The sequence below is a fragment of the Pseudomonas sp. S30_BP2TU TE3576 genome (assembly GCF_050436025.1).
Lineage (GTDB): Bacteria > Pseudomonadota > Gammaproteobacteria > Pseudomonadales > Pseudomonadaceae > Aquipseudomonas.
On the sequence record NZ_JBNDLK010000001.1, the window covers coordinates 1,455,994 to 1,469,484 of the forward strand.

A 13,491-nucleotide genomic window follows, 5' to 3' on the forward strand; every position below is an offset into this window, starting at 1 on the left:
CATGCCTGCCAACCATTTCAACACTCACTGCCCCGACTGGGCCGAAGCCTTGCTCAACGGCTTCAGCCAGATCTTCCTCCAGCGCAATCCGCTGTGCGGCCTGCTGTGCCTCCTGGCCATTTTATTCACTGCGCCCGCCTTGCTCGGCGGCGCCTTACTCGGCGGTGTCGCCGGGTTGCTCACCGCGCAACGTCGCAACTATGCCAAGGCTGACCGCCAGGCCGGGTTGTACAGCTACAACGGCGTCCTGCTCGGACTGTTGCTGAGCCTGTACTTTCCCTGGTCGGCGATGATGCCGCTACTGATTCTGGCCGCCGGTGGCCTGAGCGCGATGATCACTCAACAATGGCTCAAACGTGCCCGCGTCAGCCAATGCGTGCCCGCCTACACCGCACCCTTCGTCGGGCTGGGCTGGTTGCTGCTGTGCTTCGCCACGCCCTCGACAGAGGCGCATTTGATCGAAATCAGCACGCTGAACATGCTCGCCGCACCACTCAAAGGCATCGGCCAGGTGATGTTCCTCGGTCATCCGCTGGCCGGTGCGATGATTGCCGCCGGTTTGCTGATCGCCGATCGCCGCGCATTCTGCTGGGCGTTGTTGGCGTCTGTCGCGGGCATGGGCTGGAGCCTGCTGCACCATGACTTCTACACAACATTGCTCGGCCTCGGCGGCTATAACGCCGTACTCGCCGCCCTCGCCTGCAACGCTCAGCGTCGCCAACCGTGGCTGCCACTGGTTGGCATTGGCCTGGCGCTGCTGCTGACACCGGTGTTTGCCGCCATCGGTCTGCCTACGCTGACTGCGCCGTTCATTCTTGCCTGCTGGCTGATCCGCTGCGTTGTGCAAATGCTCGGCAAAGCCACGGTCGAAAGCGCACCTTGCGCTCCCGGGGAGAATCAACCTAGGCTGCGCTGATTTGCGGCCAAGGCGATGTGCATGATCAGCAACGACACGTGGCGTAATCGCCTGTACGTGATTATTTTCCAGACCGACACCGTCGCCGGGCGACGTTTCGACACGACCCTGCTGCTGATCATCCTCGCCAGCCTGGTGGTGGTGATTCTCGACAGCATCGATGACGTCCACCAGAACTACGCCAACCTGCTGGCGTACATCGAGTGGGGCTTCACGATCATTTTCCTCGGTGAGTACATCCTGCGCCTGTACTGCTCGCCCAAACCGCTGCACTACGCGTTCAGTTTCTATGGGCTGGTGGATCTGCTGGCCATCGTGCCCGGCATCCTCGCGCTGTACTACAGCGATGCCCAGTACCTACTGATTATCCGGATCATCCGGATGCTGCGGATCTTCCGCGTGCTCAAGCTCGGTCCCTACCTCAAGCAAGCCCATTACCTGCTCGATGCCTTGCGCGGCAGCAAGCAGAAAATCCTCGTGTTCCTGCTCAGCGTCTGCACGCTGGTCATCGTGTTCGGCACGTTGATGTACGTGGTCGAAGGTCCGCAACATGGCTTCACCAGTATTCCCAAGGGCATCTACTGGGCGATCGTCACCCTGACCACCGTCGGATATGGCGACATCGTGCCCAAGACCGCCCTGGGCCAGGTCATCTCGTCGATGGTGATGATCACCGGTTACTCGATCATTGCCGTGCCCACCGGGATCTTCACCGCCGAACTGGCCACCGCCATGCGCGGTGGTCAGTTGCAGCGCGATTGCCCGGTGTGTGCGAAAAACAGCCACGAACAGGAAGCGTCGTTCTGCTCCCGTTGTGGCAATGCGTTGTTCAAAAAACTGGAATAAGCAAAGAGCCTTTTAATCTTTAAAGGACTAAACGAGCCCGGCTATAGTCGCGTGCTTTGAAACCAACAAATAACCTGTAGGAGCTGCCGCAGCCTGCGGCAGCTCCTACATAGAACAGGGAATTCGCAGTGAAAAAACTCTTTGGCGCCTCTCTTCTCGCCGCTGGCCTGGCATTGACCAGCGTGGCTCAAGCCGCACCGACCCTGCTCAACGTTTCCTACGACGTGATGCGCGATTTCTACAAGGACTACAACACTGCGTTCCAGAAACACTGGCAGGCTGAACACAACGAAAACATCACCCTGCAAATGTCCTTTGGCGGTTCCAGCAAACAGGCGCGCTCGGTCATCGACGGCCTGCCCGCTGACGTGATCACCATGAACATGGCCACCGACATCAACGCCCTGGCGGACAACGGCAAACTGGTGCCGGACAACTGGGTCACGCGCCTGCCGAACAACAGTGCGCCGTTCACTTCGGCCACCGTGTTCATCGTGCGCAAGGGCAACCCGAAAGCCCTGAAAGACTGGCCGGACCTGCTCAAGGATGGCGTTCAGGTTATCGTGCCGAACCCGAAAACTTCCGGTAATGGTCGCTACACCTACCTCTCGGCCTGGGGCTACGTGCTGAAAAACGGCGGCGACGAAAACAAGGCCAAAGACTTCGTCGGCAAACTGTTCAAGCAAGCGCCGGTATTGGATACCGGTGGCCGTGCCGCCACCACCACCTTCATGACCAACCAGATCGGCGACGTATTGGTGACCTTCGAAAACGAAGCGGAAATGATCGCCCGCGAGTTCGGCCGTGATCAGTTCGAAGTCATCTACCCAAGCGTTTCCGCCGAAGCCGAGCCACCGGTGTCGGTGGTCGACAAAACCGTCGACAAGAAAGGCACCCGTGCGGCGGCCGAGGAATACCTGAAGTACCTGTGGTCACCGGAAGGTCAGGAGATTGCTGCAGCAAACTACCTGCGCCCGCGTGACCCGGCCGTGCTGGCCAAATACACCGACCGCTTCCCGAAAGTGGACTTCCTGTCGGTCGAGAAGACCTTTGGCGACTGGCGTACCGTGCAGAAGACCCACTTCAATGATGGCGGGGTTTTCGACCAGATCTACAGCGGTAAGTGATCGCCTGGAACACTGCAACTTCTGTGGGAGCGAGCATGCTCGCGATGACAATTGCACAGTCAACATCGTCATTGACTGCTATTACGCTATCGCGAGCAAGCTCGCTCCCACAGGTTTTGTGCCTGCTGTTTCAGCTCAAATTGCCGCAAAAAATAGCCTGACGGCCATTGGCCGGGCTTTCACGTACCACCAAGGCGTAGCCACCGGCTCGAAGGGTCTCGACGGCGACCGGTGCGCTTTTCCAGAAGCGCTGGTTTGACGCTTGCGAGTAGAACCGGGCATTTGGACCGTCATTCATGTCATAGGCTGGTTTCGAACCCAGGTTCCCACAGCTTCCCGGATAGATGTAGGCCGTCAACCGACCCGGCAATGTGCTGCCGATGCTCTCGCCGCTGACCTCAACCCAGAACGTTGTTGCGTTATCACTGGGCATCATGACCAACCGGGCAATATTCCCGGGATTAACGGATGTAGCATTCAGAGGAACACTGGTGACCTGACTGTCAGGCACTGTCGAGCACCCAGAGATCCATCCGACCGCCACCACTAACGCCAGCGAAGATACGATTTTCATCGTGATACTCCCGCTTGTAAGGACACATTGAAGTGATCCCCCCTGTAGATTCTAGCCGCCGGGGCTCTGCGGGCTTTTCTTCAGATGGCCGGTTGCCACGTGTTGGCTACATCGGTGGCGTCACGCCATCCTTGCCCGCCGAAATGGATTGAGCGGTGAGCGAGCCGTCAGCGCCCTGCGTGACAAAGGTCACGATCTTCACGCCCACCTTCAACAGACTACGATCGGCCGGCATCAGGTTGACGATGGGGACGTCTTCGGGCACCAGAATCTTCTGTTGGCCACCCTTGTAGTTGACGGTCAGCACCCGGCCATTGCTCACCACCAGGTCGCCGACGCTGCCGTTGGTCATGCTGCTGCCCTTGACCAGATCAAACGGCCGATGACCGTCGCCACTGCCAGCCAGCTCCGGCGGGAAAACGTGGACCTCCAGGGCCTTGAGGGTGCCATCCTCCTGAGGAATGGCTGCGGAGCCGATGTAGCTGCCGGGCTTGATGTCTTCGATGTTGGCCAGGGTCACGGCGCGGACCTTGGTGTCCTGGGTCAGGTTGATCACCACGTTTTCGCCGCTGTTGGCATGGACTTTCAGAACGTCCGGGCTGACGCCGGTGATCTCGCCGCGCACACCGATGCGCGTGCCCGGCGCATCCCCAGCCTGGGCCGGGCCCACAGCACACAAACCAATCAATGTACCGGCGCAAACGCCGCGAAACAGGTGACGGAACATCGCATTCATGGAACAGACTTCCGATGACGGGACGTGGAAAGAGAACATAAGCACGCTATCGAACAATATGTTAGTGAATGTATCATCCACCCTCGATGTTCTGACGCAAGGCACAACGGCGGACGACACACGCGTCCGTCAGTCATTCCGCAATGGAATGATTACTATCACTCCAATCCCACTTCCACCGTTTCTGCCAGCCCATTAGCCTGCGCGCATTCCATTCCGTACAGCGAGACCCGTTATGAACCCAGCGACCCAGGTGCCCCACCGCACCGCGACAATGACCCGAGGCATGGTGCTGCTGTTCGCCTTCTGCTGCGGGGCCATTGTTGCCAACATCTACTACGCCCAGCCGATCATCGGCCTGATCGCCCCGGACATTGGCCTGACCAGCACCATGGCCAGCCTGATCGTTTCCCTGACTCAGATCGGCTATGCGCTGGGGCTGTTTTTCCTGGTGCCGCTGGGGGATTTGCTGGAAAACCGCCGGTTGATGATCATCACCACAGTGGTGGCGATTATTAGCCTGCTGGGTGCGGCGTTCACCGATCAGCCGAACGTGTTTTTGCTGATTTCGCTGTTGGTGGGATTCAGTTCGGTTTCGGTGCAGATCCTGATTCCATTGGCCGCGCACCTGGCGCCGGAAGAAACCCGTGGCCGTGTGGTGGGCGGGATCATGGGTGGTTTGTTGCTGGGTATTCTGCTGGCCCGGCCGGTGTCGAGTGTGGTGGCCGACCACTTCGGCTGGCGGGCGATGTTTGTGATTGCCGCGGTGTTGATGGCGGCCATCAGCATCGTGCTGGCAGTGACCATTCCCAAGCGCGAGCCTGATCACAGCGCATCCTATGGCCAGTTGCTGGGCTCGCTGTGGACGCTGTTGCGCACACAACCGGTCCTGCGCCAGCGGGCGTTTTACCAGGGTTGCATGTTTGCCACCTTCAGCCTGTTCTGGACCGCCGTGCCGCTGGAACTGGCGCGCAATCACGGTTTGTCGCAAAGCGAGATCGCGATTTTCGCGCTGGTGGGGGCCATCGGCGCCATTGCCGCCCCCATCGCCGGACGCCTGGCCGATGCCGGTCACACCCGCAGTGCGTCATTGCTGGCCCTGCTGTTCGCCAGCCTGAGCTTTCTGCCGGCGTTCATCCATCCGGCCTACAGCGTCATCGGCCTGGCCGTGACCGGCGTGGTGCTCGACTTCTGCGTGCAGATGAACATGGTCCTCGGCCAGCGTGCGGTCTACGCCCTCGACGGCAAAAGCCGCAGCCGCCTGAATGCGCTGTACATGACCAGCATCTTCATCGGCGGCGCCTTCGGCTCTTCGGTAGCCAGTGCGGTGTACGAACAGGGCGGCTGGTTGTGGATCGTGATGGTCGGCAGCGCGTTTCCATTGCTGGCGTTGTTGCGGTTCTTGAGTGTTTCACAGAAGGTCTCGCTGGCGACGGCGTAAGCCCTCAACAGCATCGCAGGCAGGCTCGCTCCTACAGGTTTCCATTAACCCTGTTGAATCGAACTTGCTTGCGATGTGATTGGCCTCACTCATTGCCGAACCAGCTTTTCCATCGCCGCATCCGCCAGAAAGGAGGAGCGGCTTTTGACATTGTGCTCGCGCACATAGCGGTCAATGCGCTGGATCACATAGCCGGGTAACGTGACATTGACCTTCTCGGTCTTGCCCATGTACGGCGAAATGTCCAGTTCCAGCATGCCCCAGCCCATGTCGGCGAATTCCGGATTCCCGCGGTGCAATGCCGCCGAAGTCGGCATCGGAATCGTATCGCCGTCTGCCGCCATCTCCTGCAGCATGATGTGGGCAATTTCGACAGCTGCGTTGTAGGCCTCTTCAAAGGTATCCCCGGCCGTCACCGCACCTGGAATATCGGGGATCTGGATACCGATGGCGGTGTTCTCATCGCCCCACTCGATACAAATTGGATATTGCATTATGGATCTCCTGCGTAACTGGCTGGCGGGCAATACAGCCCGGCTCGCCGCCTGATGCTCTTGACCGTCCCGATCGGTAAGTCCTTTTTGGGATGAGGGACGGGAATGGTGTACGGGTTGTAACGGTGCGTGAAGATGTGATGACTGCCAGTGACCCGGTCCAGGGCCCAACCCGCTTCCACCAACTCCTTGATCAATAGCCTGCTCTGCACCACCAGCCTCCTTGCTTGGCAAAAACAAAAATAACCCTAGAGTTATCTTTACTCAAGCACAAAAATCCGCAGTGCGACGTCCGGTTGTTTTACAGATTGTGATGAAAAGATGTTCCGGCCCGAACATTTGCCGATGCCTGTGCGTTACGCCGAGGTCAACCCCGATTACACTCAGCGCCCAGAGCCTGAAGCGATGCTGGATGCGATTCGCGGCTGACCCAGGAAGTGCTGGCGGATCTGGCCAGCGTGCCGATGGGTCGCCTGGGACAGCCTCAGGAAATCGCCGCGGCGATTACGTTTCTGTTGTCGGAGCAGAGCGGGTTCATCACCGGGCAAACACTGTTAGTCGACGGCGGTGCTTCACTGGGTAAAGCTGCTTTCTGATTAACGCCCACTAACAAATGTGGGAGCGGGCTTGCTCGCGAATGCGGACTGACATTCAACATCGATGTCGACTGAAACACCGCTTTCGCGAGCAAGCCCGCTCCCACAGTGGGTCACCGGCAACATTCAGACTACACAAGGACCTTCAATGGACCGCCTCGGCGCAATGGAAACCTTCGTCTACGTGGTGGAAACCGGCTCGTTTTCCGCCGCGGCCCGGCGCCTGAATATCGGCCAGCCGGCCGTGTCGAAAACCATCGCGCAACTCGAATCGCGGTTGGCGGTGCGGCTATTGCTGCGTTCGACCCGGGGCCTGACGCCCACCGAAGCCGGGCTGGCCTTTTTCGAACGGGCCAAGCGCGCCATCGAAGAAGCCGACGAGGCGGATAACGCCGCACGAGGTTCTGCCAGCGGGCTGAGTGGCAACCTGCGTATCTGTGCGGCGGTCACCTTCGGCCGGTTGCACATCGTTCCGCACCTGGGCCCCTTCCTGGAGCAAAACCCGGAGCTGAACATCGACCTGATGCTCGATGATCGCAACGTCAATCTGGTGGAAGAAGGCGTCGATATCGCCCTGCGCATGGGCATGCTGAACGACTCGGGCCTGACTGCGCGCAAGATCGCCGAATGCCGGCGCATGGTACTGGGCACGCCGGCGTACTTCGCAAAACACGGCGAACCCACCTGCCCCGCCGACCTGTGCAAGCATCAGGCAATCGTCTACACCCTTGGCGGTGGCACCCGTTGGCAGTTCGACAAGGCCGGCGAGGAGCAATCGGTGATCGTCAACGGCCGGATCCGCGTCAACGCCGCTGAAGGCTTGCGTGAAGCCGTGCTCGCGCATCAAGGGCTGACCATGGCGTCGCAATGGATGTTCGCGCCGGAACTGGCCGACGGTTCAGTCCGCGAGGCAATGAAGGACTGGACCTTGCCGAACCTCGATCTGTGGGCGGTGTTCCCCACCGGAAGAATGGCCAGCGCCAAGGCTCGGGCGTTTGTGGAGTATGTGCAGGGGTTGCTGGACAGGAAGGCCTGACAGACCGCTCAATCAAGATCAAAAGATCACAGGCTGCGCCATTGCCTGCATGGGCCGCGTACGAAGGTAATTGCTCGTCGTCCGTTCCCGGCAATGTCAGGTAAATCGGTGTCACTCGTCAATGCAGACCAGCAAACGCTCGACCGTTTGCTCAAGTGGCCCGGAGTTGTCGAGCACGTGTACGGTCGGGTCGTCCGCCAGCAGTTGCTCGCTGAATCGGGCATTGCGTGCCAACCGCTGATCGATCTCGATCAGCGGTTCTCGCCCGCGCTCCAGCAAGCGATGGCGCAGGACCGCTTGATCCACAGTCAACAACAGCACCAACACGTCTGGATAGCGCAGGCGCGTGTTCTGCAAATGCCCCCGAGAGCCATTGACCAGCACGTCCTCGCCGGCGGCCAGCCAATCGTCGATTTCCCGCGGGATGCCATAGGACAATCCATTGGCGTGCCAGCTCAAGGCGAATGCCCCTTGAGCTTCCATATCGGCGAACTGTTGCGCACTGACGCCCAGCGCCGCCTCGCCCACGGCTTCGGCCGAGCGGGTAATGACCCGCCGCACGATACGGCAGCCGCGTTCGGCCAACCGCGATCGCGCGGCATCCAGCAGGCTGTCCTTGCCCGAACCTGAAGGCCCGATGAGATAGATCAACCTGCCCGCCATCAACACACCCTCTTCGCTTGTCGCCGTACTTGCTGGACCACCGGCAGACCGTCCTGGCTGCGCTTACACCAGATCAGCCCGCAGGCCCGGCGAATGATCCATCACCTGCACCCGTTGCACCAGCAGGTTTTCCACCAGATCACGGTATAGGCTCAGGGTGTCCGGATGATACAGCTCGCAGCGCAGGTCAATCCGGCGTCGGAGTCTGTGGGTACATGGTTTGCCTGCGATGGCTATGGAGCAAAAAGCGGCATAAACACCGTAATCGATGTCCGGGATTACTTGACCAGTTCACCGTTACCGAAGAAACGGATATGTACACCCGTAAAAATCCACGCCGCCTGACACACCGCTTTCGCGGGCAAGCCCGCTCCCACAGGGTTCAGCAGTGCCCCGGCAATCACATTTCAGCAGGCACAAAAAAGCGACCCGAAGGTCGCCTTAGTGCGTTACTGCCCGAATTGCCGTCCCAAACCACCCGGTACACCGTGAATGTCCGTCTCTTCCCACGGCCCGTTCGGACCAATCGACCGGCTCCAGCCGTTATCCCAGCGGTAATAGGTACGCTGGCGATAGAAAGTATTGGGCTGGTCATCCAGCACATAGACCCCAAGTTTCGGGTCCCAATGGCTATTGCCCCCCGGTGGCGGCGCGAAGCTGGCAGACGTGCGTGGCAACGGCTTGGAGGGTTTGGCCGGGATGGTCGGTTTGCCCGGTGCAGGCGACGTCGATGGCGTGGGGCCGGGCTGCGACGGCGGGATCGGCGGCGGAGCCGTTTGCTCCGGTGGCCGCTGGACCGCACAAGCGCTTAACCCCAAAACGACACTGAGCAGGGTGATGCGAGCGAATGCGGTCATGTTTGCGTTTTCCTGTTATTTGTCCGGGCTATCGATAGTCAGTGTTTGTGGCGCGGTGGTGCTGCTGGCCAAGGGCTGGCTGCGACCGATCCATTCGCCGGCGGTGGGTTTGCCGGCACGGGAAACGCGCGCAACCAGTTGGACTTCAGGGAAGTTCGACAGTTTCAATTGCGGCATCATCGCGTCGGCATCACCCAGTTCAACGGTCACTGGCAAGTCGGCCACCGTCAGGCGCTTGGCTGCCAGCGGTGCCGGAGGACCGGAAGTGGCACGGGCGAAGATGAACACGCTGTCGCCAGGCTCGACCTTGGCCTTGAGCTCCGGCGCCAGATCGACACTGACCTTGAGCAATGCCGGGGCCTTGGCTGCCGGGACCTTGGCAACCTGTCCACCACTGGCCAGCAGTTTCTCCGTAGCCCGGGTAATCCCGCCTTGCAACGCCTCGCGGGATTTGTCGTCCGCTGGCAACTGCGCCAACAGGCGATTCCAGTAATCGATGGCGTCCTGATAACGCTCGCCTTCAAACGCGGCAATGCCCAGCAGGCCGAGACTGGTGACTTCTTTCGGATCGGCCTTGAGGGCTTCGTCGGTCAGGGCCTGGACCTTGTCCGACCACTTCTTGCCATCGGCGAAGTACTGGGCCTGGGCCCATTGACCGAGCAGCTCGGGCTGACGACCGGCCACGCTCACCGTGCGTTCGAACATCTTCGCCGCGTCCGCCGGGCGGTCCTGAGCCATGTAGGTACGACCGAGGAAGTACATGCCTTCGGCGGATTCCGGTTGAGCGGCGACCACACGTTCCAGGCGCCGGGTCATCTCTTCCATCGACTTGGGTGCCTGGGAGAATTCGCGGGTCAACTCGACCTTGTCGCTGGCACCGAAATGCAGATACAGGCCCAGGCCGATGACCGGCACCAGAATGGCCGCCAGCAACGGCAAGGGTTTACCCAGTCGCGACACCGGCGGCGCTTCGACACCCTCGGTGTCCGCCAGCAACTCGCGGGCAGCTTCGGCGCGACCGGCGTCCATTTGTGCCGCATCGAGTACGCCCTCTTCCTGCTGAGTCTGCAACTCAGCCACGCGCTCCTGATAGAGCGCGACGTTCAGGGCGGTACGATCCTCTTCGCGCTGGGCACGACGACTGCGCAGAACGGGGATCAACAGAAAACTCAGGGCAACCAGAAGCAGCAGACCTGCAGCGAGCCAGAAATCAATCATTCTTGGTTTTATCCAACAGGTGGTCGAGGCGCGAGCGCTCCTCGGGAGAAAGCTCATCCCGGGTGCCGGCGCGCTGCACGCGACGACGGCGAACGATCACCGCGATGATCACGACACCGCCCAGCAGCAGGCCGGCGGGGCCGAACCAGAGCAACGCAGTCTTGGCGTTCAGGGCAGGCTTGTAGCGGACGAAGTCACCGTAGCGGTCGACCATGAAGTCGATGATCTGCTGATTGTCCTTGCCCTCGCCGAGCATGCGAAAAATCTCTTTGCGCAGGTCGGCGGCAATCGGTGCGTTGGAATCGGCGATGTCCTGATTCTGGCACTTGGGGCAACGCAGTTCCTTGGTCAGTTCGCGAAAGCGCTCGCGATCACCTTCCTTGGCGAACTCGTAGGTGTCGATGGCCGCGTGGGCCACGCCCGCCAGGCTCAAGCCCAGGACAACGGCAGCAATCCAGCGCTTCATGGCTTGACCTCGTCGACCAGCGCCTGGTACTTGGCTGCCAGTTTTTCGCGCCAGACCTGCTCGTCGATCACGCCGACGAACTTGTCGCGGATGATCCCCTTGGCGTCGATGAAGAAGGTTTCCGGCGCGCCGTACACGCCGAGATTCAGGCCCAGTGAGCCTGCGTCGTCACGAATATCCAGTACATAGGGGTTATGGAAGTCCGTCAGCCACTTCAAGGCATCGGCGTTGATGTCCTTGTAGTTGATGCCATAGATCACCACGCCTTGCTGGGCCAGCTTGTTCAACACCGGGTGCTCGACCCGGCAGGAAATGCACCAGGTTCCCCAGACATTGACCAACGCCGGTTTGCCGAGAATGTCCGCCTTGGTCAGGGTCTTGTCGCCCTGCACCGCCGGCAGGGAAAACTCCGGGAACGGTTTGTTGATCATGGCCGACGGCAGTTCGGCCGGATCCAGGTACAACCCACGGTAAAGGAATACAGCAACCACCAGAAAAATCGCCAGTGGCAACAACATCAACCAACGCTTCATGCAGTGGCTCCCGACATGCCCAGCGCTTCGCGCACACGGCTTTTTACCTTGACCCGATAACGCCGATCCAGCGCCGCCAGCAACCCGCCGAAACCGGTCAGCAAGCCGCCGAACCAGATCCAGCGCACGAACGGTTTGACGTGCACGCGCACAGCCCACGCGCCGTTGCCCAGCGGTTCACCGAGGGCAACATAGAGGTCGCGGGTGAAACCGGCATCGATGCCTGCTTCGGTCATGACCGAGTTCTGCACGGTGTACAGGCGTTTTTCCGGATGCAGCACGCTGACTTCCTTGCCGTTGCGGATCACCCGCACGGTGCCCTTGTCGGAGGTGAAGTTCGGGCCTTCGAAGTGCTTGGCGCCTTCGAAGATGAAGTGGTAACCGGCCAGGTCCATGGACTCGCCCGGGGCCAGGCGCAGGTCACGCTCGGCACTGTTCTGGCTCGACAGCACGACACCCAGCGCGCACACGGCAATGCCCAGGTGCGCAATCTGCATGCCCCAGTAGCTGCGGGTCAGGGTCGGCAGGCCCTTGATCAGGCCTTTGTGGCGGGTCTTGTCGAAGATGTCTCGCACACCGGCCAGCAACACCCAGGCGGCGAGCATGAAGGTCGCGAGCACCGCCCAGTTGAAATCGCCGTAGGCGACGCCGGCCACCACGGCCATGGTGGCGCTGCCGAGCAATACCGGGGTGAGCATGCTCACCAGCCATTTCACCGGGGTGTCTTTCCAGCGCACGATCACACCGACCGCCATCACCAGCATCAGCAAGGCCATCAACGGAATGAACAGCGCATTGAAGTACGGCGGGCCAACCGACAGCTTGGCCCCGGTCATGGCATCGAGAATCAGCGGATACAAGGTGCCGAGCAGGATCATCGACGCCGCCACCACCAGCACCAGGTTGTTGCCCAGCAGCAGGGTTTCCCGGGACCAGAGGTTAAAGCCCACCTGACTCTTGACCACCGGCGCGCGCAAGGCGAACAGCGTCAGCGAACCACCGACCACAAACAGCAGGAAAATCAGGATGAACACACCACGTTCCGGGTCGGAGGCAATACGCGTGAACCGAGGTCAGCACCCCGGAGCGCACAAGGAATGTCCCCAGCAGGCTCAACGAAAACGCAGCGATGGCCAGCAGCACGGTCCAGCTCTTGAACACGCCACGCTTTTCCGTGACCGCCAACGAGTGAATCAATGCAGTGCCCACCAGCCAAGGCATGAACGAGGCGTTTTCCACCGGATCCCAGAACCACCAGCCACCCCAGCCGAGCTCGTAGTACGCCCACCACGAACCGAGGGTGATGCCGATGCCGAGGAACGCCCAGGCGACAATGGTCCACGGACGCGACCAGCGCGCCCATGCAGCATCCAGGCGACCGCCCATCAGTGCGGCGATGGCGAAGGCGAAGGCCACCGAGAAACCGACATAGCCCATGTACAGCATCGGCGGGTGAACGATCAGGCCGATGTCTTGCAGCAACGGGTTGAGGTCGGCACCGTCGCTCGGGACTTGCGGCAGGATGCGCTTGAACGGGTTGGACGTCATGATCAGGAACAACAGGAAACCGGTACTGATCATGCCCATCACCGCCAGCACGCGGGCCAGCATGACCTGCGGCAACTGCCGGGAGAATACCGACACCGCGAAGGTCCAGCCGCCGAGGATCAAGGCCCACAACAGCAAGGAACCTTCGTGGGCACCCCACACGGCGCTGAACTTGTAGTACCACGGCAACGCGCTGTTGGAGTTGTTGGCCACATAGGCCACGGAGAAATCGTCGACCATGAAGGCGTAGGTCAGGCAACCGAAGGCAAACACCAGAAAGGTGAATTGCCCCCACGCGGCCGGCTGGGCCAGGCTCATCCACAGGCGGTCACCGCGCCAGGCACCGAACAGCGGCACCACGGCCTGGGCCAGGGCGAAGCACAGGGCCAGAATCATCGCCAGGTGGCCAAGCTCGGGAATAAAGATGCCGGATGTCATGG

The 13,491-nt window shown here is 60.6% G+C and carries 14 protein-coding genes and 2 pseudogenes; 6 read left to right on the forward strand and 10 right to left on the reverse strand.

Annotated elements, in window-relative coordinates; translation table 11 throughout:
• The first annotated feature begins 1 nt into the window (after window position 1).
• The 3 genes from ABIA48_RS06595 to ABIA48_RS06605 all read left to right on the forward strand — a co-directional run bounded on the left by ABIA48_RS06595 (window position 2) and on the right by ABIA48_RS06605 (window position 2,889).
• Window positions 2-916 (forward strand): urea transporter, encoded by a 915-nt coding sequence (locus ABIA48_RS06595; RefSeq protein ID WP_429487461.1) that lies wholly within the window; start codon window positions 2-4, stop codon window positions 914-916.
• 21 nt (window positions 917-937) lie between these two features.
• Window positions 938-1,762: an ion transporter gene (locus ABIA48_RS06600; protein WP_429487462.1), complete on the forward strand. Its 825-nt coding sequence runs from the start codon at window positions 938-940 to the stop codon at window positions 1,760-1,762.
• Window positions 1,763-1,890: 128 nt separating this feature from the next.
• Window positions 1,891-2,889 carry a sulfate ABC transporter substrate-binding protein gene (locus ABIA48_RS06605; RefSeq protein WP_429487463.1) on the forward strand — a complete coding sequence of 333 codons (999 nt, stop codon included), beginning with the start codon at window positions 1,891-1,893 and terminating at the stop codon, window positions 2,887-2,889.
• 130 nt (window positions 2,890-3,019) lie between these two features.
• Here ABIA48_RS06605 and ABIA48_RS06610 read toward each other — a convergent pair whose 3' ends face one another.
• Together ABIA48_RS06610 and ABIA48_RS06615 are read right to left on the reverse strand one after the other, a co-directional pair.
• Entirely contained in the window at window positions 3,020-3,463 is a 444-nt protein-coding gene (locus ABIA48_RS06610) for a hypothetical protein (protein ID WP_429487464.1), read from the reverse strand.
• Between the two features lie 106 nt (window positions 3,464-3,569).
• Complete coding sequence (locus tag ABIA48_RS06615) at window positions 3,570-4,199, reverse strand: hypothetical protein (protein ID WP_277535801.1); 630 nt, start codon at window positions 4,197-4,199, stop codon at window positions 3,570-3,572.
• 235 nt (window positions 4,200-4,434) lie between these two features.
• Between ABIA48_RS06615 and ABIA48_RS06620 the strand changes: the two genes are divergently transcribed.
• A complete protein-coding gene (locus ABIA48_RS06620) occupies window positions 4,435-5,640 on the forward strand; it encodes an MFS transporter (protein WP_429487465.1) in 1,206 nt (401 codons plus the stop codon).
• 89 nt (window positions 5,641-5,729) lie between these two features.
• Here ABIA48_RS06620 and ABIA48_RS06625 read toward each other — a convergent pair whose 3' ends face one another.
• Both ABIA48_RS06625 and ABIA48_RS06630 read right to left on the reverse strand, forming a co-directional pair.
• Window positions 5,730-6,134 (reverse strand): type II toxin-antitoxin system HicB family antitoxin, encoded by a 405-nt coding sequence (locus ABIA48_RS06625; protein ID WP_007983297.1) that lies wholly within the window; start codon window positions 6,132-6,134, stop codon window positions 5,730-5,732.
• Window positions 6,134-6,346 (reverse strand): type II toxin-antitoxin system HicA family toxin, encoded by a 213-nt coding sequence (locus ABIA48_RS06630; protein ID WP_007983300.1) that lies wholly within the window; start codon window positions 6,344-6,346, stop codon window positions 6,134-6,136. The genes ABIA48_RS06625 and ABIA48_RS06630 overlap by 1 nt, the downstream gene beginning before the upstream one ends.
• A gap of 237 nt (window positions 6,347-6,583) precedes the next feature.
• Between ABIA48_RS06630 and ABIA48_RS06635 the strand changes: the two are divergent.
• Window positions 6,584-6,730: pseudogene (locus ABIA48_RS06635) on the forward strand (SDR family oxidoreductase); the annotation flags it as partial.
• Window positions 6,731-6,878: 148 nt separating this feature from the next.
• Window positions 6,879-7,766: a LysR family transcriptional regulator gene (locus ABIA48_RS06640; RefSeq protein WP_429487466.1), complete on the forward strand. Its 888-nt coding sequence runs from the start codon at window positions 6,879-6,881 to the stop codon at window positions 7,764-7,766.
• Window positions 7,767-7,877: 111 nt separating this feature from the next.
• Here ABIA48_RS06640 and phnN read toward each other — a convergent pair whose 3' ends face one another.
• From phnN to ABIA48_RS06670, 6 genes and pseudogenes are all read right to left on the reverse strand, one after another.
• Window positions 7,878-8,429, reverse strand: coding sequence for a phosphonate metabolism protein/1,5-bisphosphokinase (PRPP-forming) PhnN (gene phnN, locus ABIA48_RS06645; protein ID WP_429487467.1), 552 nt, complete (start codon window positions 8,427-8,429; stop codon window positions 7,878-7,880).
• A 449-nt stretch (window positions 8,430-8,878) separates the two neighbouring features.
• Entirely contained in the window at window positions 8,879-9,286 is a 408-nt protein-coding gene (locus ABIA48_RS06650) for a hypothetical protein (protein ID WP_429487468.1), read from the reverse strand.
• A gap of 15 nt (window positions 9,287-9,301) precedes the next feature.
• Window positions 9,302-10,504, reverse strand: a complete 1,203-nt coding sequence (gene ccmI, locus ABIA48_RS06655) for a c-type cytochrome biogenesis protein CcmI (RefSeq protein ID WP_429487469.1) — start codon at window positions 10,502-10,504, stop codon at window positions 9,302-9,304.
• Window positions 10,497-10,970, reverse strand: a complete 474-nt coding sequence (locus ABIA48_RS06660) for a cytochrome c-type biogenesis protein (protein ID WP_310063830.1) — start codon at window positions 10,968-10,970, stop codon at window positions 10,497-10,499. Before ABIA48_RS06660 ends, ccmI begins: the two co-directional genes overlap by 8 nt.
• Window positions 10,967-11,503 (reverse strand): DsbE family thiol:disulfide interchange protein, encoded by a 537-nt coding sequence (locus ABIA48_RS06665; protein ID WP_007983315.1) that lies wholly within the window; start codon window positions 11,501-11,503, stop codon window positions 10,967-10,969. The genes ABIA48_RS06660 and ABIA48_RS06665 overlap by 4 nt, the downstream gene beginning before the upstream one ends.
• Window positions 11,500-13,489: pseudogene (locus ABIA48_RS06670) on the reverse strand (heme lyase CcmF/NrfE family subunit). Before ABIA48_RS06670 ends, ABIA48_RS06665 begins: the two are co-directional and overlap by 4 nt.
• Between the last annotated feature and the right edge of the window lie 2 nt (window positions 13,490-13,491).